This window comes from Nocardia sp. NPDC003269 (assembly GCF_042888005.1).
Lineage (GTDB): Bacteria > Actinomycetota > Actinomycetes > Mycobacteriales > Mycobacteriaceae > Nocardia.
This window is the reverse complement of sequence record NZ_JBIAPA010000003.1, coordinates 1,219,993-1,244,349: the sequence shown is the minus strand read 5'-3', so window position 1 is coordinate 1,244,349 and position 24,357 is coordinate 1,219,993. Positions and strand designations below refer to the sequence as shown.

The window sequence follows — 24,357 nt, the reverse complement described above, 5'->3', positions numbered from 1 at the left end:
CCAAGCGGTGTCGAAAATTCGATGCCCCCAACTATCGGGGCTCACCATGACGCGGTCGATGGTTCACGACGCCCGCTGAGCGCTCGTGTGGCCGCTATTGTGGGCGCAGTCAGTGGGTTCCACGGTCAGAGGAAGTAGTTCGTGCTCAACACTTTCGTCGAAACATTGTTCGCCCAGGTCGAGAATCGGCCGGCCGAGGTGGTGTATCGGTTCTTGGACAATGGTGACGTCGATGGTGTCGTGCACGAATTGTCCTATGCCGAACTGGGGCGGCGGGCCCGCGCGATCGGCGCCGTGCTCCAGGATTCCGCGCCGCGGCGGGCGCTGTTGCTGTATCCGGCCGGGCCCGAGTTCGCCGAGGCGTTCTTCGGGTGTCTGGTCGCCGGGGTGGTCGCGGTGCCTGCGCCGCTGCCGGAGTGGGAGAACCGGTCACTGCGGCGGTTGCGGCGGATGGTGGCCCACGCCGAGGTCGACATCGTGCTGGCGCCGCGCCGGATCCTCGCCGAAGCGGCGGCGCTGGGAGCCGAGATCCCGGAATTGGCCGGGGTGCCGTGGCTGTCGACCGACGACCTGCCCAGCGCGGCAGCCCTGCGCTGGCGCGAACCGGAGCTGCGACCGGACTCGGTGGCTTTCCTGCAGTACACCTCCGGCTCGACCAGCGCGCCGCGCGGCGTGGTCCTCACCCACGCCAACCTGCTGCACAACCAGGCGGCGCTGACCGCGGGCCTGGGCCACGACCGGATCGCCGACCACGACGGCGCGCTGTTCGCCAGCTGGCTGCCGATGTACCACGACATGGGACTCATCGCGCCGCTGCTGCACACGGTGTATCGCGGCGCGCACTCGGTGCTGATGTCGCCGCTGCACTTTCTGCAGCGGCCCGAGCGGTGGCTGCGCGCCATCTCCACCTATCGCGCGCACACCAGCGGTGGACCCAATTTCGCCTACGAACTGTGTCTGCGCCGGATCGCGCCCGAGCAGCTCGACGAGCTGGACCTGAGCTCGTGGCGGTGCGCGTTCAACGGCGCCGAGCCCGTGCGGGCGGGCACGGTGCGCCGCTTCAGCGACACCTTCGCTCGTGCCGGGTTCCGCGCGACGGCCCAGCAACCGGTCTACGGCCTGGCCGAGGCCACGCTGATCGTCACCGCCCCGTCCACGATCGCCGCGCCGACGATCATGCCCGCCGCGGAAAGTCCCACGCGCGGTGGCGAACTCGTCGGCGTCGGTCGCGCGGTGCCGGGGATCTCGCTGTCGATCGTCGATCCGGACGGCGGGACCGAGCGCGCGGAGGGGGAGGAGGGCGAGATCTGGGTGGCCGGTGACAGCGTCGCGGCGGGCTACTTCCGCGACGAGGCGGCCACCGCCGAGGTCTTCGGCGCCGAGCTACCCGGGCACGACCGTACGTTCCTGCGCACCGGCGATCTCGGATTCCTCTCCGGTGGTGAACTTTTCGTCACCGGCAGGCGCAAGGATCTGGTGATCGTGGACGGGCGCAATCACTATCCGCAGGACATCGAGGTCACCGTCGAGGCGGCTCACAGCGGGGTCCGGGCGGGGTGTGTGGCGGCGTTCTCCGTCGATCTGGACGGGGAGCAGCCGGTCGTCGTCGCGGAGGTCCGCGGGACCGACCCCGCCGAGTTGTCGGCGATCGAAGGTGCTGTGCGGGCCGCGGTGGCGACCGAGCACGGCCTGACCCTGGCCGCGGTTCTGCTGATCCGGCCGGGCACGATCTTCAAGACCAGCAGCGGGAAGATCCAGCGCTCGGCGTGCCGGGCGGCCTACCTGTCCGGAGAACTGCTGACCCTGCTGGCCGGTCCCGTGCGCGCGCCGGAGGACGAGATCGCCGACGTCGAGGCGGACATCGCCGCGGAGCCCGAGGTCGATGAGCCCGCGTCGGCTCTTTCGGCGGAGGCGGTGCGGGACTGGCTGGTGACCGCGATCGCCCGCCAGGCCCTGCTGGATCCCGAGCGGGTCGACGTGCACCGCCCGCTGGTCGAATTCGGCCTGGGCTCAGCGGATCTGGTGGAATTGGTCGTCGACCTGTCCGACTTCGCCGGCCGCTTCATCGACACGAACCTCTTCTTCGACCACCCCACAATCGACGGTGTCGCGACCGTCCTGGCCGCACCGGCCGAGGACGTGGCGGCGCAGGCTCCGGCCGTCGACGCGGTCGCGACCACGGACACCGACGACGACGGCATCGCGATCATCGCCATGTCGTGCCGGTTCCCCGGCGCCGCCGATTCCCCCGAGGCGCTGTGGCGGCTGCTGGACGGCGGGGCCGACGGGCTGGGCGAGGTGCCGCCGGGGCGCTGGGACATCGACGGCCTGTACAACCCCGACACGACCGCGACCGGCACCGCCTATACGTTCCGCGGCGGATACGTCGACGGGATCGACCGTTTCGACGCCGCGTTCTTCGGCATCGGCCCCCGCGAAGCGGCGGTCATGGACCCTCAGCAGCGGATGATGCTGCACCTGGCCTGGGAAGCCATCGAACGCTCGGGACGTGATCCCCGGACCCTGCACGGCAGCGCCACCGGCGTCTACCTGGGCGTCTACAGCACCGGGTATCTGGCCGACCCGGCACCCGAGCAGCTGAACGGACAAGTGGGAACGGGCCTTTCGCCGAGCGTCGCCTCGGGCCGGATCTCCTACACACTGGGCCTGCACGGCCCGGCCGTCACCCTGGATACCGCGTGCTCCTCCTCGATCGTGGCGATGCACCTGGCGATGCAGGCGCTGCGGGCGGGAGAGTGCGATCTCGCGCTGGCGGGTGGCGCCACTCTGCTCATGTCGCCGGTCGCTCATATCGAGCTGTGCCGGTTGGGCGTGCTGTCCCCGACCGGCCGGTGCGCCCCGTTCTCCGCCGACGCGGATGGGACGGTGTGGGCCGAAGGCGCGGGCATGGTGCTGCTCAAGCGGCTGGGCGACGCCCGCCGCGACGGTGACCGGGTGCTCGCGGTCGTGCGCGGGTCCGCGGTCAATCAGGACGGCCGCAGCCAGGGCCTGAGCGCGCCCAATGGTGCCGCGCAGGAACAGGTTCTGCGCTCGGCGCTGCGGGTGTCGGGGCTGACCCCGCACGACATCGACTACGTGGAAGCGCACGGCACGGGCACCGCGCTGGGCGACCCGATCGAGGCGCGGGCACTGGCCCGGGTCTACGGGCCGGGCCGGGATCCGGGGCGGCCGCTGGGGATCGGCTCGCTCAAGTCGAACCTGGGCCACACGCAGGCGGCGGCGGGCGTGGCGAGTGTCATCAAGCTCGTGCTCGCGCTCGAGCACGAGCGCATTCCGGCCACCCTGAACGTGAATGCCGCCTCGCCCCATGTCGATTGGGAGCGCAGCGGGGTCGCGGTCCACGGGCAGACCTCCCCGTGGCGACGCGGCGACCGGCCGCGCCGGGCCGGGGTGAGTGCGTTCGGGCTGAGCGGTACGAACGCGCACCTGATTCTCGAGGAACCCGCACCGAGCCCCGCGCCGGTCGCGTCCGGCGGCGAGACCGCGGTCGCGCTGCTGCCGATCTCGGCGCGCAGCGAACGATCGCTGCACGGGCAGGCCGAGCGGCTGCTCGACCTCGTGCTCGCCGATCCCGGCGCCGAGCCGTGGTCGGTGTCGCGGGCGCTGAGCACCGAACGCAGCCAGTTCGAGCGCCGCGCCGTGCTGGTCGCCGCCGATCGGGACGAGATGATCGGCGCGCTGCGCGACCTGGTCGACGGCCGGACCGCGGCGAATGTCGTGGTGGGCGACGGTCCGGTGCTGACCACCGCGAAGACGGCCTTCGTCTTCCCGGGGCAGGGTATGCAGTGGGTCGGCATGGCGCGGGACCTGCTCGACGAATCGGCGGCGTTCCGTGCCGAATTCGAGCTGTGCGACAAGGTATTCGGTACGTATCTCGGCTGGTCGCTGACCGCCCGGCTGGCCACGCTGACCACCGCCGATCTGGTCGATTTCCCGGTCGTGCAGCCGGTGCTGTTCGCGACCATGGCCGCCTTGGCCGCCACCTGGCGAGCGGCGGGTGTGGCCCCGGACGCGGTGCTCGGGCACAGCCAGGGTGAGATCGCCGCCGCGTACTGCGCGGGTGCGCTCGACCTCGACGATGCCGCCCGGATCGTCGTCACCCGCAGCCGCCTGATGCAGGCCATCGACGCCCCGGCGGCGATGGCGATGATCGGGTTGCCCGAGGCCGAGGTGGCCGCGCGGCTGCTCGCCTACGACGGCCGGATCTCGATCGCCGCGGTGAATATCCGGCGATCGACCATCGTGGCCGGTGAACAGGCTGCCGTCACCGCGCTGCTCGCCGAACTAGACGATGCGGGCGTCTACACCCGGCTCGGTGCGTCGGGGCCGGGCCTCGCCGGGCACTGCCGGATCATCGAGGAGATCCGCGACGACCTGACCGCGCAGCTGGCAGACCTGACCGCGAACGTGCCCACCATTCCGTGGTATTCGACGGTGACCGGCGAGCCGATGACGCTCGCGCCGGCGGGACCGGACTACTGGTACCGCAATGCGCGCGAGACGGTGCGCTTCGCCGCCACCGTCGAGCGGATGATCGGCGACGGTGTCCGCTACTTCGTGGAGCTGGGCGCGCATCCGTCGTTGACCGCCGCCGTCCGGACCGTCGCGGAGGAACTCGGGCGGGACGTGATCGCCGTCGGGTCGCTGGTGCGAGCTCAGGACGGGCCGACGGCGCTGGCGCGGTCCCAGGCGGCGCTCTACGCCGCTGGACACGACCTCGACTGGAGCCGCCTCGCTCCCGGTCCGGGCCGGATCGACCTGCCCACCTATGCCTTCGACGAGCGGCGGTTCTGGACCGACAGCGGTCACCGTGACACGGGCGCGATCGGTCTCGACGACATCGCCCACCCGGTCCTCGGTGCCGTTGTCGCGCAGCCGGATTCGGGTGGCGTCACCCTGACCGGGCGGCTGTCCCGCGCGCTGCACCCGTGGGTCGCCGACCATGCGGGACCCACCGCGGTGCTGGTGCCCGGTGCCGCGCTGGTCGAGTGGGCGGTGCGCGCCGGGGACGAGGTGGACTGCCCGGTCGTCCGCGAACTGGTGCTGCGCGCGCCACTGCTGGTGCCCGAGCGTGCCGCGATCCAGCTCCAGGTGGTCGTCGGCGGCGCGGACGTCGAGCAGCGGCGGACGGTGCGCGTCTACGCCCGCGACGAGCACGATCCGGACGCGCAGTGGACGCTGCACGCCGACGGGCAGCTCGGCGAGGACCCGGGAGTCGCACCGGCGCAGACGGATTCGGCTGTTTGGCCACCGACCGGTGCGGAGCCGGTCGATATCGGCGGGCTCTACGATCGGCTGTTCGATCGAGGTCATCGGTACGGTCCGGTGTTCCGGGCGGTGCGTGCGGCGTGGCGACGCGACGACGACCTGTTCGTCGAAGTCGAACTGCCCGAGCAGGCGCACGAGGACGCGGCCGGATTCGGTATCCACCCGGCACTGCTAGACGCCGCCCTGCACGCCACCGCGCTGTTCGCGGGCGACGGCGAGCACGCGCTGCTGCCCTTCGTCTGGTCCGACGTGGTGCTGTCGGCGACCGGCGCGACCGCGCTGCGGGTGCGGCTGAGCCGGTCGGGGCCCGACACCGTCACCGTGTCCGCGACGGATCGGTCCGGCCGTCCGGTCGTGTCGGTGGGGTCGCTGCTGTCGCGTCCGATCGACGTCACCCAGTGGCAGGGTGCGTCACCGGCGGCGGCCGTGCGTCGGCTGTTCCGCCTGACGTGGACACCGTTCGCGCTGCCCACCGCGACGGGCGGGTCGGCAGCGGTCGCATGGCCTGGTGTCGGCGACACGGTCGTCCTCGCCGTTCCCGAGGGACAGTCGATCGCCGAGGTCCACACCGTTGCCCAGGGAGTCCTGGCCGAGCTCCAGACGTTCCTCGGCGACCGTCGATTCGAGCGGTCCACTCTGGTGGTTCGCACCCGCAACGCTGTGGTCGAGAACGCGCTCGGGAGCAACCCCGATACCTCGGCAGCCCTCGGTTCCCCGATCAGCCCGGATCCGGCCGGTGCGGTGGTCTGGGGTCTGGTCCGCTCGGCGCAATCGGAGAACCCCGGGCGGATCGTCCTGGTCGACTCGGCCGACCCGGAGATCGACTACCCGGCGCTGCTCGCCGGCGGCGAACAGCAGGTCGTCGTCCGCGATGGTCGCGCGTTCGTGCCGAGGCTGACCCGGCTGCCGGAACCCGCCGGGGCCACGCCGCCGCCCCGGATCACCCTGGGCGACGGCGCGGTGCTGATCACCGGTGCGCCGGGACGCCTCGGCTCGGCACTCGCGCGCCACCTGGCCGACGCCTACGGCGCGCGCGACCTGGTCCTGGTCAGCCGCCGCGGCATCGACGGCCCCGGCGGCGCGGACCTGCGCGACGACCTCGAACAGCGGGGTGTGCGGGTGCGATTCGCCGCCTGCGACATCACCGACCGATCCGCGCTGGCCGATCTGCTCGACGGGCTGCCGCTGGCCGGTGTCGTGCACGCGGCGTGTGTCCTCGACGACGCCACCATCGGCTCGCTCACCCCGGCCCAGCTGACCGCGGTGCTGCGCCCGAAAGTCGATGCGGCGCACCACCTGCACGAACTCACCGCCGATCGCCCGCTGTCGATGTTCGTCCTGTTCTCCGCCGCGGGTGGCCTGTTCGGGACACCCGGCCAGGCCGACTACGCGGCCGCGAACGCCTATCTCGACGCGCTCGCGCTGCACCGCCGAGCGCTGGGCCTGCCCGCGCAGGCCCTGGCCTGGGGCGCCTGGGAAGTCGACATGCACGACCATTTGGCCCGTGCCGACATCGCCCGCATCGCCCGCGCCGGGGTCCGCGCGTTCGCCGTCCCCGACGGCATGGCGTGCTTCGATGCCGCTCTCGCACACGGCGATCCGCTGCTGGTGCCGCTGCTCCTGGACACCGCGGTCCTGCGCCGCTCACCGGCGGTGCCACCATTGCTGCACGGGCTGGTGCGGCGAGCGCCCCGCCGCGCGGTTGCCGATCGCGCGGCGGTCGACGCCGGGGTGAGTTCGCGCTTCGCCGACGAGCTGCGCACCGCGCCCCGCGCCGACGCGGTCGCCACCGCCCTGGCCGCGCTGGCCGGGTGGACGGGCGACGTGCTCGGACACGGCGGCACCGAGACGGTCGACGCCGGGATGTCGCTGCACGGTCTCGGCCTGGATTCGCTGATGGCGGTGGAACTGCGGAACAAGGTGCGTGAGCACACCGGGATCGCGGTGCCGCTGGGCACCATCCTCGCCGAGCAGAGCCTCACCGACCTCGCGGGCTATCTCGTGGACGAGATCGGCCGCCGGGCCGGCGACGACACCGCCGCCGTGGTGGTCGAGGTCCCCGAGGTCGAGGTGCTGCCGGTGACCCGGGACATGATGCGGCTGCTGCGCACCGAACAGCTCGGTATCCCGAGTGCCGCGCAGACCGGTGGCGTCGCGGTCCGGGTGCCGGTACCGGTCACCCGGACACAACTGAGCGCGGCCGTGGCCCGGCTCGCTGGCCGACATGCCGCCTTGCGCACCACCATCCGGCCCAGCGAGGTTCACGGCCGGGAACTGGCCATCTCCCGTGACGCCGAGGTACCGGTCGGGTGGCGCATGCTGGACCACCTCGACGACAGTGTCGTGGAGCGGCATTTCCGCGCTCTGATGACACCGCCGTTCGATCCGGCGACCGGTCCGCTGTGGCGCTTCGAACTGCTCGACGCCGGTGCGGCGGGCCAGGTGCTGGTCTTCGGGGCGCACCACGGGATGAGCGATGTGCAGTCGATGCTGCTGGTCGCGGGCGAACTCGCGACCGACCTGTCCGGTGCCCCACTCGACGACGCCGTCACCAACCGGGACCTGCACCAGCTGCTCGCCGCGCAACCGAGCCGACGCGACGACACCGCGGTGACGCGCTGGGGCGCCGCCTTCGCCGGGGCGCGGCGGCTCGACCTGACCCTCGCCCGCCCCCGCCCGGCCGAACGCACCTACGGCGCGGGCGCCTCGGCACTGGACCTGCCGCGGGGACTGCACGACCGGGTCGCCGACCGGGCACGCGAGCTCGGGATCACCCCGGCCGCCCTGTTCCTGGGTGCGCTGACCGTCGCGCTGGCCCGGCGGCAGCGGGTCGATCGGTTCGCGCTCGCGGTACCGGTCGACACCCGCATGCACGCGGACGCGACCGACGCCGTCGGCTACTTCGGTGTGCCCGTGCCGTTTCCCGCGGAGGTGGCCGAGGGCGATCGGGTCGCCGATGTGCTGCGGCGCACCGGTGATCGGCTCCGCACGCTCCTCGCGCCCGGGGCCGGGTTCGCCGAGGTCCTGGCCGCACTGGCCGGGGAGGGGCTGTACCGGGACAACGCGCCGATGGTGGAGGTCTACTTCAACTATCTGCGCGCCAACTCCGCGGTGGCCAGCGCCGAGATCGTCCCGGTGAGTACCGGGTTCTCCGATCTCGATCTGATGATCGCGGTGCTGCCGGACACCGACCAGGTGTGGTTCACCTACAACACCGACATCATCGACGCGGCGGCCTGCGCCGATTTCGGCAGGTACTACCTCGAGGTCGTCGCGGCGGCGGTCGCCGATCCCGGTGCGCCCGCCGTGCCCGAAAGCGGTGGGCGGCAGTCGAAGTCGGGCCTGCGGGTCGCGGTCGGTGCGACATTCGCGCTGGGGCGGCTCCCCGAGCTGCTGGCGGCCGCGGCTACCGAGGTGCCACTCACCGTCGCCGAAGCGCCGTACCACCAGGTGCTGTCGTGCCTGCGTGACCCGTCGGGCGTGTTCGCGCAGCCGTCGACCGAGGTCGGTGTCGTGCTGATCCGCGCCGCGGATCTGGAGCGCTTCGGTGACCTCACCGACGATGTGCTCGCCGAACTGGCGATCGAATTCCCCACGGCGGTCGGCGATGTCGTCGCGCGGACCGGACGGCCGATCATCGTCGGCCTGCTCCCGTCGCTGCGGCCGACGCCGCGGTTCGCGGACTGGGAGCGGACCGTCGCCGATCGGCTGCGCGACGTTCCCGGCGTCGCGCTGCTCGAGCACACCGAGTGGCACCGATTCCACGTCGTGGACGCCCCGTTCGACGAGCGCACCGAGGTTCTGGCGCATCTGCCGTTCACCCCGGAATTCCAGGCGGCGGTGGCGCTGACCCTGGTCGCGACCGTCACCGCGGTCGGCGAGCCGGCGCCGAAGGTCATCGCCGTGGACGGTGACGACACACTGTGGAGCGGGACCGCGGGCGAAACCGGCGCCGCCGGTGTGCGTTTCGATACGCCACGGCTGGCGCTGGCCGCCCGGCTGCGGCAGTGGCGCGACGCGGGCACCCTGCTGGTGCTGCTGACCAACAACGACGACGACATCGTGCACGAGATTCTGGCACGTCCGGACAGTCCCTTGCGCCGTGCGGATTTCGCCGCCGTGGCCACCGGGTGGGCGGCCAAGCCGGGCCGCCTGGCCGCCGTCGCCGACACGCTGCGCCTGGGACTCGACACCTTCTGCTACCTCGACGACAACCCCGTCGAGATCGCGCGGATGCGCGCCGAGCTCCCCGAAGTCCTCGCGGTGACCTGCCCGCCCGCCGACGAACTCCCGTCCTTCCTCACCCGGCTGTGGCCGCTCGTTCCGCTCGCCACGACCGCCGAGGACCGGGGCCGGGCCGAGTTCTACCGCCAGGAGTCCGCACGCGACACCGTCCGGGCCACTGTCGAATTCGAGCAGTTCCTCGATCAGCTCGGCCTCGAGGTGGAGATCGAGGCGCTCACCGACGACTCCGCCACCCGGGCACGGCAGCTCGTGCGGCGGACCACCCAGTTCACCCTCGCCGCCGTCACCGGCGACGACCTGGACCGCTGGCGCACCGAAGGTGAGGTCTGGACCGCCACCGCGCGCGACCGCTTCGGCGACTACGGCCTGATCTCCGTGCTGGCCCTGCGCGTGGACGGCGACAGCCTGCGCGTCACCGGCTGGCAGCTCAGCTGCCGGGCCCTCGGCCGCGGCGTCGAGGAACGGCTGCTGCGCTGGGTCGCCGATCGGGCGGAGGCCCTCGGCTGCTCGACGGTGCGCATGACGGTCGACAACACCGCCCGCAACACCCCCGCGCGCCGCTTGGCCGCCCGCCTGCACGGCCACGACGCCCACGACGACGCACAGAAGGTGTCGACGACACCGGACCGATTGCGCGAGTTCCGTTCCTGGCACACCCCCGTGCCCGCGGGAGAGGTGACCCAGTGACGAACCAGGACGAAGTGACCACGGCCCGCAACCCCACCGTCGACCGGCGCGCCCGCGGCGAGTCCATCGACAGTGGCGCTGCGGGAATGGATGTCGCCGCACTGCTGGCCCGCGTCGGCGTGCACACCGGCGAGCCACTCGGTGGTGCTGACCACCCAGATGCCGCTGCGCCGCGCCGCGCAGACTCGGCTGAGGCCATTGAGTACTCGCGTGACACCATGGACGCCGTCGGGCCGCGGCGTACCGACTCGGCTGAGGCCATCGAGCACTCGCGGGACACCACGGACACTGCCGCGCCGCGGCGTACCGACGTGGCCGCAGCTATCGGGCACTCGACTGACATCACGGAAGCCGCCGCGTCTGGCCGCATCGGCGGGAACGAGGCTGTCGGGCCGTCGGCTGACACCGCGCGCACCGCCGGGCCCGGTCGCATCGGCGGGGCCGAGGCTGTCGGGTTGTCGGTTGGCCCCTCGGGCACCGCTGACCCGAGCCGTCTCGGCGAAACCGAGGCCGACGGGCAGTCGGACACCTCGGACGCCGCCGGGCGAACCACATCGAGCCCGAACGTCCACATGCGAGCCGCCGATGTCGACAAGGTGGCCGAGGCAATCGCGGCCCTGGCCGATCGGTTCGCCGCATCGGCGGTCGGCGTCGACACCGACTTCTTCGACGCGGGTGGCACTTCCATCGCCGCCGTCGAATTCGTCGCGGCGCTGGCGCGTGAGCTGGATATCCACCTCGACCTCGACACGGTGTTCTTCGATGCGCGTCCACGGCGACTGGCGCAGCGCTGGTTGGCCGAAAAGGCCGACGGGTCTGTGGCTTTGCTGGAGCCCGTCGAGTCGAGCGCGGAATCGCCCGCGCCCGCGGATACCGACGACCTCGCCCTGCTCTTCGCCGATCTGGCCGGAGCGGACCGACTGCCGGTAGTGGCCGCGCCGGAACCGGTGGTGCCCCGCCGGATCCTGCTGACCGGCGCGACCGGATTCCTCGGCAGTCACCTGCTGCTCGACCTGTTGCGGCACAGCGACGCCCACGTCGTCTGCCTGGTCCGCGCCGACGACGATATCGCCGCGGCCCATCGGCTCGAGCACGCCCTCCGGGGCTACGCCCTGCCGTGGTCGCGGGAGATCCTGCGCCGGGTCACCCCGCTGGCCGGCGACCTGCGCAGGCCGCGGCTCGGTCTCACCGCCGCGCGGTGGGACACCCTGGCCACCGAGATCGACGCGATCGTCAACGCGGGCGCCGCGGTCGACTTCCTGCGCGGGTACCCCTCGCTGCGCGGCACGAACGTGCACGGTCCGCTCACCCTGGCCGAGCTGGCCTGCGCCACGCGATCCAAACCGCTGCACCACATCTCGTCGCTGGCGGTGTTCAACGGCTCGACCGCCACCACCCTCGCCGAGGACGCGCCGACCGCGAACGTCGCCGCCCTGCCCATCGGCTACGACCGGTCGAAATGGGCGGCCGAGGCCCTGCTGCGGCGGGCGGGCGAGCACGGTGTCACGGTGACCGTGCTGCGTCCCGGCGGCATCGGCGGCCACCCCGAGACGGGGGCGCACAATCCGCGCGACCTCAACACCGGCATCACCGCGGCCCTGCTGCGGTTCCGCACCGTGCCCGGATTCCGGTATCTGAACGCGGCGCCGGTGGACTGGGTCAGCCGCGTGGCGGCGCAGATCGTCCTCACCCCGGACGCGTGGGGCCAGACCTATCACCTCACCGGACCGCCCACCTCGCTCGATCAGATCATGGCCGAAACCACGCTGGGTGGCCTGGGCGTCCGCGTCCAGGACTGGGCGCGGTGGTGTGCCGACGTGGTCCGGGCGATCGAGGACGAAGCGATCACGGAACTGGAGCCGCTGGCCCAGGTGCTGCGGAGCCCGGTCGCCCGGCGGCAGCTGGCCGCGATGGTGGACACCCCACCCGCGACGGCGACCCGCACCGAAGCCTTCGCCGCCGCCCACGGCCTGCCCGCGCCCGGCCGCGCTGGTCCGGCCCGCGCCCGGATGCTCGCCGCCATGGCCGAGGTGGCCCCGGCGGGCGACCACCCGTACCTGCGATTCCACGAGACACTCAGCGGAACCGTCACCCGGACAGGGGAATCCGTGCCGTTCCCGTGCGAACTACGGTTGACCCTGTCGGTGGCCAACAGCGCCCAGGTCTTCGCGGCGCGCACCCTCGACGTCACCGGGGAGCTCACCTGTCCCGCCCTGCACGACGAACCACTGCGTGTCGACGGCACCGCCACGGTCCGACCGCACGAGGGAATCCCGCTGCCCGACGAATTGCGACACCCGATCATGCGCTACCAGCTGACCCTGCGTGATCCGGCCGGCGGCACCTGGTGGTGGACCGGCCACAAGTTCGCCGCCGCCCGCCGCCGCTTCGTCCGCCAGCTGGGTACCCAGGTGATCGAACTCGGCCGCGTCGGCGAACCCGGCTCCCACACCGGCGAGGTCGCCGTGCCGATGCACACCTACCTGCCCGATCAGATCGACGGCATCGAGATCGATCCACGACTACCCGAACGGCAACGGCGGCTGGCGAAGATGCTGTGGCTCAGCTGGTTCGGCGGGCAGCTCGGCAAGAGCCTGATGGAGCCCATGCTGCGCGTCGGCATCGACCTGCTCGACCTGCGCCGCGCCCTGCGGAAGGAATACCGCCGATGAGCGAGACCCGGGTGTCCGGCACCGAATCCGAGACGATCACGGTCCGCACCGCCGACGGACTCGACCTGCGGCTGCGCCGTGTCGGCCCCGCGGGCGCGCCCGCGGTGCTGCTGGTGCACGGGCACGGGGTGTCCTCGGAGATGTTCGCGCTGGCCGAGATCCGCAATCTGGTCGACGTGCTCGCCGACGCGGGCTACCAGTCGTGGCTGCTCGACTGGCGCGGCAGCAGCCGCCTGCCCTACAACGTGTCCGGTCCGCCCTACACCCTCGACGATGTCGCGCTCTACGACCTGCCCGCCGCGGTCGCCCGCGTCCGGGAGTCGATCGGGGACCGTCCGTTGTTCGCGGTGGCGCATTGCGTCGGCGCGCTGGCGCTGGCGCAGAGCCTGACGGCGGGTCTGCTGCCCGGGCTGGCCGGTGTCGTCGCCCAGGGTGTGTTCCTCACCCCGAAGGTCAGCACCTCGACGCGGGTGCGGGTGCTGGTCGGCAGCGAACTGCTCGGCTCCCGTGTCGGCCACCTCGAATCCGACTTCCGCAAGGTGGGACTGTGGTCGCGGCGCACCCTGCTCTACGCGGCCCTCTCGCGCAAGGGCGACTGCCCGGACCCGACCTGCCGGATGGTCCACCACGGCTGGGGGATGGGCGCCGAACTGTTCGCCCACGACCACCTCGACCCGCGCACCCACGACCGGCTGGCCGAGCTGTTCGGCGCGATCCCGCTCTCGGTGCTGCCGCACCTGCGCCAGATGGAGCTGGCCCACGCCGTCGTGCGCTGGAACCTCGACGACGACCGCTACCTGGCCCTGCCCGAGAACGCGCTCGACCACGCCGACCGCATCGACTGCCCGGTGCTGCTGCTGGCGGGCAGCCGCAACGCGGCCTGGGTCGATTCCAACCGGCTCTGCCACGAGGTGCTCGCGGTGCGCAACCCCGGTCTCGACGTGCGCTACACCGAGATCCCGTCGTACGGGCACCTGGACGCGTTCATCGGCCGTGGCGCGGCGCTGGACGTGTTCGGGCACCTCGTCGACTTCCTCGACGAGCACTCAGCTGGGCAGGCGTAGTGGCAGCCCGGCGCGGCGGTAGACGGCATCGATGACGGACATGGTGACGATCGCGTCGTCCGGGGTGGTGGCCACCGGCGCCCCGCGCAGCACGGCATCGGCGAAGGCGTCGAGTTGGTAGTCGTAGGACGGGCGGCGGGGAAAGCGGCGCACCCGCCTGCCGCGGTCGGAGCGGACGGCGAGCAGATGCCCATAGTGCGGCAGCACCGGATTCAGCAGGCGCATCCGGCCGCGGTCGCCGACGACGGTCGCGCTGATCCGCAGCACGTCCGAGGACCACATCGAGCAGCTGACGCGCCCGGTGTGCCCGGCCGGGAACCGCAACTCGGCCGTCATCGCGCGGTCGATCCGGGGATCGGTGTGCGGTTTCGCCTGCGCGGTAACGACTTCCGGGTCCTGGCCGCCGAGCACACGGGCCATGTGCACGGCGTAGCAGCCCGCGTCCATGAGCGCGCCGCCGGCGAGGTCGTAGTCGTAGCGGATGTCGGAGAACTTCGGCAGCGGGAACGACAGCGCGGTCTCCACCCGCCGCAGCGTGCCGAGTTCGCCGGAGGCGATGATGTCCTCGGCGGCCCGGATCAGCGGGTGGTAGCGGTAGTGGAACGCCTCCATCACCACGCGACCGGAATCCCGTGCCAGCGAGGCGATCTCGCGCGCCTCGTCGGCGTTCGCGGTGAACGGCTTCTCGCACAGGACGTGCTTGCCCGCCGCCACCGCGGCCCGCGTCCAGCGTCCGTGCAGGCCGTTCGGCAGCGGAATGTAGACGGCGTCGATCTCCGGCGCGTCGACCAGTTCCTGATAGTCGTCGAAGACCCGCGCGATCCGGTGCTTGTCCGCGAAACGCGCGGCCCGCGTGCGATCGCGCGCGGCCACCGCCGCGACGGTGACCTCCGGATGGCGCCGGGCCGGACCCACGATCGCCGCGGGCGCGATGGCGGCGGCACCGAGAATGCCGATACGGAGCGTGGGGCGTGGGTCTTCGGTCACGAGCAGACGGTAACAACAGATCACGAACGAAAGTCGAGAGTATGCGTATCGCCTTGCTGACCGCCGGAACCCGGGGCGATCACCAGCCCTATCTCGCCCTGGCCGACGAATTCGCTGCCCGCGGCCACGCGGTGACGATCACCGCCACCGAGAACTACGCCGAGGTGGTGCGGCGGTCGGGTTTCGAACCGCATGTCATCCCGTTCAATTCGGCCGAACTGCTGGAGTCGCCCGCGGCCAAACGGGCGCTGTCCTCGGGCAAGACCCTGCCGTTCGTGCGGATCATGCTCGATACCGTCAAGATCATGACCGGTGCGCGCGGTGAGCGGATGCACCAGGTGCTCACCGAGGCGTGCGAGGGGGCCGACGTGATCGTCTCGTGCGCGTCCACGCTGCCGTGGGCGATGGAGCGCGGCGAGAAGACGGGCCAGCGGGTGGTCGGCTGCCTGCCGTATCCGCTGGAGCGGACGCGGGAGTTCCCGTCCTCGTTCATGGTCAAGAAGATGGTCGCGTCGCGGTGGCTGCGGCTGGCCAGCTACTCGGGGTTCGAGTTCGCCTACGGGGTGGCCTATCGGCGGGTGGACCGCCGGGTCAGGGAACTCATGGAACTGCCCGGCGCGCCGCGCAATCCGTTCCGCCGGATCCGGGAGGACGGGATTCCGCTGGTGCACATGGTCAGTCCGGTCCTGCTGCCCAAGCCCGCCGACTGGCCCGAGCGGTCGACCGTCGTCGGTGCGCCGATCCTGCCGCCCCGGCTGCGCGGCGCCTGGGGCGAAGCCGAGCTGGACCCGACGCTGACCGAGTGGCTCGACGAGGGCGAGCCACCGGTCTACTTCTGCCTGACCGGCATGCCGATCCTCGACCCGGTCGGCAGTTGCGATCTGATCGCCGACGTGTGCCGCCGCCTCGGCGTCCGGGCACTGGTGACGGTGAAGGGCGAGGGGTACCCGCGCGGCATCGGCTACGACCGGAACCTGTTCGTGCTGGACTCCTTCGACTACGACCGGGTGCTGCCGCGCTGCCGCGCGGTCGTCCACCACGGCGGCAGCGGCAATACCCACGACGTGCTGCGCGCCGGTCTGCCCGCGGTGGTCATCGGCGTGCACAGCGACCAGTTCTTCTACGGCTGGCGCATCGCCGACCTCGGCATCGGCGCGGACTTCCCGTATCCCGCGCTCACCGCCGATCGGTTGCACGACGCCCTGGCCCGCACCTTGACGCCCGGAGCCCGCGACCGGGCGGCGGAACTGGGGCGCGCGGTCGCCGCCGAGAACGGGGTCGGCGCGGCCGCGGACGCGGTGGAACGCCTCGTCGTCGCGGCGACGGCCTGAGCCGGGCGGCCGCGTGCACATCGCGCTGTTCACCGACTTCCACCCGGACACCCTCGGCGGTGTCCAGACCGCCCAGCGCGCCCTGTGCGACGGACTCAGAGGCCGCGGCCACCGGGTGAGCGTCTTCACCGCGCCCGCACCGGGTTCCGGGGACAGCGACGACACGATCCCGCTCCGCACGGTGCCGCTGTCGATGAACAACGGCCTGCCCGTCGTCCTGCCGACCCGGGCCAACCGGCGCCTGCTCGACGCGGCGTTCGCCGAGCGCGGGCCGGTCGATGTCGTGCACACGCTGACCACCTACGGCGTCGGCATCGCCGGCGTGCGCGCCGCCCGCCGCCACGGCGTCCCGGTCGTCCAGAGCATGCAGAGCCGCGACGACACGATGATCGAGAAGTACTCGCCGTCACCGTATTTCGCGGCCCTGACCATGCGGATGCTGCACGGCTGGTTCGTGCCGCTGCGGGGCGACCAACGCCACGACGGCGACGGCCGGACCGCACGGCTCGCCTGGCGGCCGCTGCTCGCCCAGGCGCAATCGGCCGATCGGGTGGTGGTGCCGACCGAGCACTTCGCCCGCAGGCTGGCCGCCCGCGGTGTCGACCGCCCGATCCACGTGGTGTCCAACGGCATCGACGACGCGCTGCTCGATCGCGTCCGGCGGGCCGAGCGCGCGGCACCCGCCACCGGAGCTCCGCTGCGGGTGCTGTGGTGTGGCCGGTTCTCGGCGGAGAAGCGCCCGCTCGAGGCGATCGAGGCCGTCCGGCTGACCGAGCACTGCACGCTCGACGTCTACGGCAACGGCCCCCTCGCCGACCAGGTCGGCGCGGCGGCCGACGCGGCGGGGGAGCGAGTGCGCCTGCACGGTGCGGTCACGCAGGCCGAGATCCTGGCCGCCATGCGCGCGCACGATGTCCTGCTGCTCACCTCCGACTGCGACACCCAGGGCATGGTGCTGCTGGAAGCGGTCGCGACGGGACTGCCGATCGTGTTCTGTGATCCCGAACTGTCCGAAACCGTGCCCGAGGGCGGCGGTGTCCGCACCGGTGATCCGACCGTGCGCGCGTTCGCCGATGTCCTCGGGGCGCTCGCCACGGACCGCGCGCGCCTGGGCGCGATGCGGGAGGTCCTGGCCGCGTCCGGGGACGAGCCACGCCAATCCCGTCATCTCGACCGCCTGCTGTCGGTCTACCAGGATGCCGTCGCGGTGACCGGGCGGGGTGTCAGTCGCCGAACCGGAGGGTGACCGCGTCGTCGTCGGCGTAGGCCCGGCAGGCCAGCACCTTGCCCGCGGCCAGGTCGGCGGCGCCGATCGCCAGCAGCGGATCGGGGTCCATCACGACTCGGCCCGACCGCACCGAGGCCAGGCAGGTGCCGCAGGAGCCGCCCAGACAGGAATAGGGGAGGTCGTCGCGATGTCGAACGGCGTCGCCGAGGATCGGGCGGCCCTGCGGCATGGTGAACACCAGATTGTCTCCGTAGCCGGTGAGCGTTACCTCGCACGGCGGTGTGTCCGGCTGGGCCACGGTGGGTTCCGGCGCGGCGGTCGCAAACATCTCGAGGTGCACCCGCTCGGCATCGATCCCTCGGGCCGACAGCGCGGTCACGATCGAGCGGGTGAGTTCTCCTGGCCCGCAGACGAACCAGTGGTCCGCGTCGACGGCATCCAGATCCGTGGCGGCGAGACGACCGTGCCGGTAGTGGACATTTCCGGTGCCGGTCGGTGGGTGCTGACGCGACAGGTGGTGGACGATACGCAGCCGATCGGGGAAACGGGCGCTCAAGGCGGTCAACGGGTCGGCCAGCATGGTGCTGCCCTGGTCACGGCTGCCGTAATGCAGGGTGACCGTGCTGGCGGGCTCCTCGGCCAGCACGGTCGCGATGATCGAGACGATCGGGGTGATGCCGCTGCCCGCCGCGACCGCCGCGTAGTGGTCGGCCCGATCGGAACACGGTGTGGCGGTAAAGGTTCCGGTCGGCTCGGAGACGTGCAGCAGCGTGCCCGCGGTCAACTGGTCGCGGGTGAAGGCCGAAAAGGCGCCGCCGTCCTGGTGTTTGACAGCGACCCGGAGACGCCCCTGGCCCGGCGCATCGCACAGCGAATAGCTACGGCGGATCGGTCGGCCCCGATGGAGACCACGGATCACGACGTGCTGTCCGGCCAGATAGGAGTACCGGTCCGCGAGCGAGTCGGGAACCGCGAATTCGATCAGCGTGCTGTCCGGCGTATCCCGGTGCACGGCCGCGACGGGCAGCAGATGGAATCCGGGCGCGGGGCCGGTCGGCAGCGGATCGAAGGCACTCGGCCGTGACGATGTTGCGTCGACCGAGCGGGTGGACCGGAGCCGGTCGGTACCCAGGGCGACGGCGGCTCGGGCCGCACCGGCGAGAACACGCGGCGACAGGACGGTCGCCGGGCCGTCCAGGAGCCCCGCGATGCGGGAGATCTGCTGTCCCAGTGTCGCGTCGCGGGCACCGAGGGCGACGGCGACCTGGGTCAGTGAGCCGATCGCCCGCAGCCGTGGCTCACCCTGCGCGTCCACGTGCGGCATGGCCAGATCGAACAGCCTGGTGATCGTCCACGCGTCGTCGACGACGCCGGCCGCGGCGCGGAAGAAACGGGACGCCAGCTCGTGGTCGCCCGCGGCGAGCACCTCGCGCAGTTCCAGCGCCTGGAGCGAGGACACCGTCATGCCCTGGCCGAACGCGGGGCTGAAACTGCACACCGCGTCACCCAGCACGAGCAGGCCGTCCGGGAATCGGCGCAGGCGCTCGTAGCGTCGGCGCTGATTGGCCAGGTAGCGGTAGGTGCTGATCTCGCCGAGTGGCTCCGCGTCCACCAGTGCCCGGCGCACGTCCGGCGGCGCGACCGAGGCGGCGAAGCGCCAGAACCCATCGGAATCGGTCGGCGGATGGTCCCCGCCGTAACCGATGAGGGTGAGGATGTGCAGGCCGTCCTCGATCGCGAACAGGGCCAGCCCCCGGGCGGGATCCCGGCCCGCGATCACGATCTCCTTGTCGCCGACGCTGCCGCCGGGCAGGCGCAGGTAGCGGCTGGCGTACATCATGTCGATCCGCAGGCCCTCCTCGGCGGGGCGGTTGTAGCCGAGCTCGGCGAGCCAGTCGGTGATCGGGCCGTGGCGGCCGAGGCAGCTGACCACCAGGTCGGCGGAGAGGTCGCGGCGGCCGCTGTCGTCTTCGACATCGACTCCGGTGACCCGCCTGTTCGCTGTGTCGGTGGTCAGGGCGCGGGCATTCGTGCGGTCGAGGATCCGGACATTGGCGAGCGCGCGGACGCGCTGCCGCACCCGCCACTCCAGAAACGGCCTACTCGCCTGCAGGAGCGAGTATCCGCCGTCGGACCGGTGCAGGGTGTGCCCGGAGATGGTCATCCGCATCTCGGTCAGGGAACGGCAGTCGACCGCGCCGTCGGCGAGCAGTTCGGCGGTGATGCCGGGGAAGAGCGCCTCGACATTCTGCTTGCCCCTGGCCAGCAGCGCGTGCACGTGCCTGCCCTGTGGGACACCCCGCCGGTCGCCCGGCGTCGAGAGATCGTCGCGCTCGACCACGGTGACGGTGTCGAACGTCTCGCTCAGCACCCGGGCTGTCAGGAGCCCCGCCATGCTCGCGCCCAACACCACGGCATGGCCGCGCCGTCCCCGTTCGAGGCCTGCCCTGGGATTCATCTGTCCTCCGACTCCGTTGTCAGATCAGTCCACGCCGCCGTCTGCGCCGCCCGAACTGATACGAATAGGAAGATTAGTCTCAGCGGTCGAGACCTGGCAACCGTCGGTGTAGAAAGAGACATGGCTTCGACGACCCGATCATCGGACGCGCTGCGGGCGGCGGCTCTCGCGCTGATCGCCGAGAGCGGTCTCGATTCGCTGACCCTGCTCGCGGTCGCCGAGCGGGCCGGGGTCTCGCGCGCGACCGCCTACCGGGAGTTCGGTGACAAGGACGGGCTCGTGGCGGCGGTCGGGCGCGGTGAGATCGCGGCGATGGTCGCGGCCGCCTACGGCGCGATCGATCTCTTCGCGCCACTGCCCGAGGTCGTGCGGTCGGCCACCCTGTTCGCGCTGGCCTACCTGCGAAAGCATCCGGCGTTCGGCTATATCCGGAGCAACGAGCCCGGCTGGCTGCTCGGCGTCGCCGTCCAGCACGGCGACGCCGAACTCAACCTGGTCGAGATGGTCGCCGCGCTCGCCGCGCCGCTCATCGCGGCCAGGGCGGGCGACGGTCTCGCGCTGCCGCCCGCGGCGGCGGCCGAGGTCGTGGTGCGCATCGTGCTCTCCCACGCGCTGATCGAGCACAGCGCGCTCACCGACGAACAGATCGCGGACACGGCGACGAGGGCCGTCGTCGCGGGTAGCGCGTAGTCACGCGACCCACTGATATGGATAGTTGAATTAGTCTCAGTGCATTCAGCGCCGCCAGAAGAAGTGGTGCACCACGCCGCTCGGACTCGGCACCTGCTCGTGGTGGAAACGGTCGGCGTAGTCGTCGGGGCCGTTCCAGAATCGTTCACCGCGACCGAGTTCCACCGGGGCGACGACCACGTGCATCATGTCGATCAGGTCGGCCGCGAGGAAGGCCCGGACGGTCGCGACACCACCGCCGATCCGGACGTCCTTGCCGTCGGCGGCCGCCTTGGCCTGCGCGAGGGCGTCCTCCGGCGCCGCGTCGACGAAGTGGAACGTGGTGTCGGACAGGGTGAACGACGGCCGCGCGTGGTGGGTGAGGACGAAGACCGGGGTGTGGAACGGTGGTTCGTCGCCCCACCAGCCCTGCCAGTCGTGGTTCTCCCACGGGCCGCGCTGCGGGCCGAACTTGTTGCGCCCCATGATCTCCGCGCCGATATTGTTCGCGAAGTCGCGGGTGATGTAGTCGTCGAGACCGTAGGTGCCACCGGGGTCGGTCCGGTTGACCCAGTGGGCGGTGGCACCGGCCCAGGACATGAAGTCCGCGGGGTCGGCGTGGCCGAACGGGTGCTCGAGGCTCTGCCCTTCGCCCGCCCCGTAGCCGTCGCGGGAGATCGAGAAGTTCTGAACGCGAACGAACTGTGTCATCGGACGAACCTAGCGCTCGGTACCGACACCACGTAGGTTGCCACTCAGACGATCTGGTGTCCGAGGGGGAGACTGCACGTGCTCATCGATTTCGTTCCCGACAAGTCGCTGTACCCGTTCGAGTCGCGGTGGTTCGACTCGTCCGCCGGGCGGGTGCACTACCTCGACGAGGGGTCCGGTCCGGTGATCCTGTTCTGTCACGGGGCGCCGGCGTGGAGTTTCCTGTACCGCCACCTCGTGGCCGGCCTGCGCGATCGGTACCGCTGTATCGCCGTCGACAACCCGGGCTTCGGATTGTCGGAGCGCCCTGCGGGATACGGCTACACCGTCGCCGAGCACACCGCGGTCCTCGGCGAGCTGATCGATCACCTCCAGCTCGACGGCTTCGTGGTGATGGGCCACGACTGGGGCGGCCCGATCGGCCTGGGCGCGGCCGTCACCCGCGCGGACCGGGTGCGCGGGATCGTGCTGGGCAACACCCTGTTCTGGCCGACCGAGGCGCTGGTCAACCGGGCGTTCAGCGTGATCATGAACAGCCGTCCGATGCAGCGCCGGATCCTGGAACAGAACTTCCTCGTCGAACGCGTCCTGCTCGCCGAACTGGGGCGCGTCCTCACGCCCCTCGAAGCCGAGCACTACCGCGCGGTGCAGCCCACCGCGCAGGCCCGGTGCGGTCTGGCCGCGACACCCAAGGAGATTCGCGCCGCGCGGCCGCTCCTGGAGCGGCTGGGCCGGGAGGTGCCGGAACTGCTCGGCGACAAGCCGACCCTGGCGGTGTGGGGCATGCGGGACATGGCCTTTCGTCCGAAGGCGTATCTGCCGCGCATCCGGGCCACCTTCAGCGACCTCGAGGTGATCGAACTCGCGGGCGCCGGGCACTTCATCCAGGAACACGATCCGGAGACGATCACGGCCGCGATCGCGAAGCGGTTCCCGTAGGCACGGCGGTGGGTGGCGGCAGCAGCAGCGTCGCGATCGTCCCGCCACCCGCCACCGGCTCGATCGTGGCGGTACCACCGTGCAATTCGGCGATCCACGCCACCAGCGCCAGACCGATACCGCTGCCGCGCCCCGCGGTGACACCACGGTCGAACGGGTTCGACGACAGCCGCGGCGCCAGACCGGTGCCGTGGTCGCGGACGCAGACCCGGCCCTCGCCGACGTAGATCTCCACCGGCGCGCGCGGATTGACCGCGCCGTGGGTGAGCGCGTTCTCCACCAGGTTGCGGATCGCCAGCGCGAGCAGGTGCGGATCACCCATCACGACGGTCGGATTCGGCTGGAGGACGAGGCGCGGGTTGTCGAACTCGTCGACCACCGACTCGGTCAGCTGGTCGAGCAGCAGCTGCACCCGCTCCATCGTGGTGACCCCGGACTGCATGCGCGCCCGGGCGAGCAGCCCGGTCACCACCCGTTCCATCTTCGCGCCGAGCGCGTGCACATCGGCCAGCACCTGTTCGGCCTCGGCCTGCGTGCGCCTGCCCGGCGCGGTCGCCAGGCGATGGGTGGCGAGCGGGGTGCGCAGTTCGTGCGCGGCGTCGGACAGGAAGCGCTCCTGATCGTCGAGCAGCACCAGCGCCTGGCGCATGCTGCGCCCCGACAGCAGATGCCCGCCGACCGCCGACGCCGCCACCATCACCGTGCCGCCGACGATCAGCGCCCACCACAGCAGTGCGCGTCCCCGGTCCCAGCCGTCCGGGTCCGCGCCGGTGATCAGCACGACTTCCCGATCGGAGTCCTCCCAGCCGAACACCGCCGTCGCCAAGCGCACCCGGCGGCCCGCGCTGTCGATCGAGTCCCGGTACACCGTGTCGCCCGCCGCGCGCGTCGCGGCGTCGGCGGTGGCCGCGATCCCCGACTCGGCGGGCATATGCGAGCGCAGATGGCCGTAGTGGACGGTCCACCCGCCGGTACCGTCCGGGGTCAGTACCAGGATGGCGATCTCACCGCCGACGAGCTGATCGCTGGGCAGGTCGGAGGCGTCGACCGAATCGTCGTCGTTCAGATACACCCGCGGCGCCAGTCCGGTCAGCACCCGGTCGAGGGCGCCGTCGAGAGCCTGGTCCCGAGAACGCGCGTCGATCACCGCGGCCACCAGGCCGAGCACGATCATGCACAGCGTCGTGATCGCGGTGATCAAGACCGTGAGCTGCACCCGGGTGCGGTGCAGCCGGGCCACCGCGGGACGCGCGTCGGAGGTGGAGATCAGGACACGCACGCGACGCCACCGAGGACGAAGCCCGCGCCGCGGACGGTGTCGATCACCTGCGGCGGTCCGAGTTTGCGGCGCAATCCGGCCATCACCGCGTCGACCACATTCGAATTCGGTTCGGCCATCTCGTCCCAGCACGCCTCGATCAGCTCCGAGCGCGACACCACCGTGCCTGCCCGGGTCGCCAGCAGTTCCAGCACCGCGAACTCCTTGGGCGTCAGCGAACGCAGGATGCCCGCCCGCTGCACCCGGCGACGCGGCAGATCGATCTCGATATCGCCCAGCCGCAGCAGCGCCGGGAGCGGGTGGTCGCGGCGGCGGCACAGCGCCCGCACCCGCGCGGCCAGTTCGGCGAGCGCGAAGGGCTTGCTGAGATAGTCGTCGGCGCCGTGCTCGAAACCGGCGATCCGGTCGGACAATCCGTCGCGTGCGGTGAGGACCAGCGCCGGGATCCGGCAGCCGCGCGAGCGCAGCGCGCCGAGCAACTGGAGGCCGTCGCCGTCGGGCATGCCACGGTCGACGACGAGCACGTCGTAGCTGTTCACCGAGATGTTCACATCGGCGTCGACGAGCAGATGCACCAGATCGACCGCGAATCCGGCGGCCCGCAGCCCCGTCGCGATCTCCCGGCCCAGTCCCTCGTCGTCCTCCACCACCAGCACACGCACGAGAAGCGAGCGTAAGGCAACCCCCGGCAGGCCCGGCGTCATCGCGGCATCACGAAAAGCTCATCACCGCGCCTCATGAAATCCTCACGCGCGCTTTGGTTCTCTGATCCCGGCCCGGAAACGACCGGGCCGGTAC

Annotated in this window: 12 protein-coding genes; 7 read left to right on the top strand and 5 right to left on the bottom strand. The window is 71.7% G+C overall.

The window, feature by feature from the left end:
- Positions 1 to 141: 141 nt before the first annotated feature.
- From ACFYWJ_RS25720 to ACFYWJ_RS25710, 3 genes are all read left to right on the top strand, one after another.
- On the top strand, positions 142 to 10,221 hold the full coding sequence (locus ACFYWJ_RS25720) for an HAD-IIIC family phosphatase (RefSeq protein ID WP_355283940.1): 10,080 nt from the start codon (positions 142 to 144) through the stop codon (positions 10,219 to 10,221).
- Positions 10,222 to 10,793: 572 nt separating this feature from the next.
- Entirely contained in the window at positions 10,794 to 12,893 is a 2,100-nt protein-coding gene (locus ACFYWJ_RS25715; RefSeq protein ID WP_355283938.1) for a thioester reductase domain-containing protein, read from the top strand.
- Entirely contained in the window at positions 12,890 to 13,957 is a 1,068-nt protein-coding gene (locus ACFYWJ_RS25710; protein WP_355283935.1) for an alpha/beta fold hydrolase, read from the top strand. Before ACFYWJ_RS25715 ends, ACFYWJ_RS25710 begins: the two co-directional genes overlap by 4 nt.
- Here ACFYWJ_RS25710 and ACFYWJ_RS25705 read toward each other — a convergent pair.
- A complete protein-coding gene (locus ACFYWJ_RS25705; RefSeq protein ID WP_355283933.1) occupies positions 13,940 to 14,944 on the bottom strand; it encodes a Gfo/Idh/MocA family oxidoreductase in 1,005 nt (334 codons plus the stop codon). The two genes, ACFYWJ_RS25710 and ACFYWJ_RS25705, sit on opposite strands and share 18 nt — an antisense overlap.
- Before the next feature lie 41 nt (positions 14,945 to 14,985).
- Here ACFYWJ_RS25705 and ACFYWJ_RS25700 point away from each other — a divergent pair, with 41 nt between their 5' ends.
- Complete coding sequence (locus ACFYWJ_RS25700; protein WP_355283931.1) at positions 14,986 to 16,275, top strand: glycosyltransferase; 1,290 nt, start codon at positions 14,986 to 14,988, stop codon at positions 16,273 to 16,275.
- A gap of 13 nt (positions 16,276 to 16,288) precedes the next feature.
- Positions 16,289 to 17,521 carry a glycosyltransferase gene (locus ACFYWJ_RS25695; protein ID WP_355283929.1) on the top strand — a complete coding sequence of 411 codons (1,233 nt, stop codon included), beginning with the start codon at positions 16,289 to 16,291 and terminating at the stop codon, positions 17,519 to 17,521.
- On the opposite strand, the gene ACFYWJ_RS25690 is transcribed toward ACFYWJ_RS25695, so the two are convergent.
- Positions 17,499 to 19,961 (bottom strand): FAD-dependent monooxygenase, encoded by a 2,463-nt coding sequence (locus ACFYWJ_RS25690; protein ID WP_355283927.1) that lies wholly within the window; start codon positions 19,959 to 19,961, stop codon positions 17,499 to 17,501. The two genes, ACFYWJ_RS25695 and ACFYWJ_RS25690, sit on opposite strands and share 23 nt — an antisense overlap.
- A gap of 120 nt (positions 19,962 to 20,081) precedes the next feature.
- Between ACFYWJ_RS25690 and ACFYWJ_RS25685 the strand changes: the two genes are divergently transcribed.
- Positions 20,082 to 20,651 (top strand): helix-turn-helix domain-containing protein, encoded by a 570-nt coding sequence (locus ACFYWJ_RS25685; RefSeq protein ID WP_355283924.1) that lies wholly within the window; start codon positions 20,082 to 20,084, stop codon positions 20,649 to 20,651.
- A 45-nt stretch (positions 20,652 to 20,696) separates the two neighbouring features.
- Here the strand turns inward: ACFYWJ_RS25685 and ACFYWJ_RS25680 are convergent, their stop codons facing one another.
- Positions 20,697 to 21,341: a dihydrofolate reductase family protein gene (locus tag ACFYWJ_RS25680; protein ID WP_355283921.1), complete on the bottom strand. Its 645-nt coding sequence runs from the start codon at positions 21,339 to 21,341 to the stop codon at positions 20,697 to 20,699.
- 78 nt (positions 21,342 to 21,419) lie between these two features.
- On the opposite strand from ACFYWJ_RS25680, the gene ACFYWJ_RS25675 reads away from it, so the two are divergent.
- Positions 21,420 to 22,280 carry a haloalkane dehalogenase gene (locus ACFYWJ_RS25675; protein ID WP_355283918.1) on the top strand — a complete coding sequence of 287 codons (861 nt, stop codon included), beginning with the start codon at positions 21,420 to 21,422 and terminating at the stop codon, positions 22,278 to 22,280.
- Here the strand turns inward: ACFYWJ_RS25675 and ACFYWJ_RS25670 are convergent.
- Together ACFYWJ_RS25670 and ACFYWJ_RS25665 are read right to left on the bottom strand one after the other, a co-directional pair.
- On the bottom strand, positions 22,249 to 23,559 hold the full coding sequence (locus ACFYWJ_RS25670) for a HAMP domain-containing sensor histidine kinase (RefSeq protein WP_355283916.1): 1,311 nt from the start codon (positions 23,557 to 23,559) through the stop codon (positions 22,249 to 22,251). The two genes, ACFYWJ_RS25675 and ACFYWJ_RS25670, sit on opposite strands and share 32 nt — an antisense overlap.
- Positions 23,547 to 24,221 (bottom strand): response regulator transcription factor, encoded by a 675-nt coding sequence (locus ACFYWJ_RS25665; protein WP_355283913.1) that lies wholly within the window; start codon positions 24,219 to 24,221, stop codon positions 23,547 to 23,549. Before ACFYWJ_RS25665 ends, ACFYWJ_RS25670 begins: the two co-directional genes overlap by 13 nt.
- Between the last annotated feature and the right edge of the window lie 136 nt (positions 24,222 to 24,357).

What these genes read in the sequence shown, in the direction of transcription:
- ACFYWJ_RS25715 (WP_355283938.1), top strand. Translation starts at nt 10,794, where the DNA reads ATGCGAGCCGCCGATGTCGACAAGGTGGCCGAGGCAATCGCGGCCCTG.
- ACFYWJ_RS25710 (WP_355283935.1), top strand. Translation starts at nt 12,890, where the DNA reads ATGAGCGAGACCCGGGTGTCCGGCACCGAATCCGAGACGATCACGGTC.
- ACFYWJ_RS25700 (WP_355283931.1), top strand. Translation starts at nt 14,986, where the DNA reads ATGCGTATCGCCTTGCTGACCGCCGGAACCCGGGGCGATCACCAGCCC.
- ACFYWJ_RS25690 (WP_355283927.1), bottom strand. Translation starts at nt 19,961, where the DNA reads ATGAATCCCAGGGCAGGCCTCGAACGGGGACGGCGCGGCCATGCCGTG.
- ACFYWJ_RS25685 (WP_355283924.1), top strand. Translation starts at nt 20,082, where the DNA reads ATGGCTTCGACGACCCGATCATCGGACGCGCTGCGGGCGGCGGCTCTC.
- ACFYWJ_RS25680 (WP_355283921.1), bottom strand. Translation starts at nt 21,341, where the DNA reads ATGACACAGTTCGTTCGCGTTCAGAACTTCTCGATCTCCCGCGACGGC.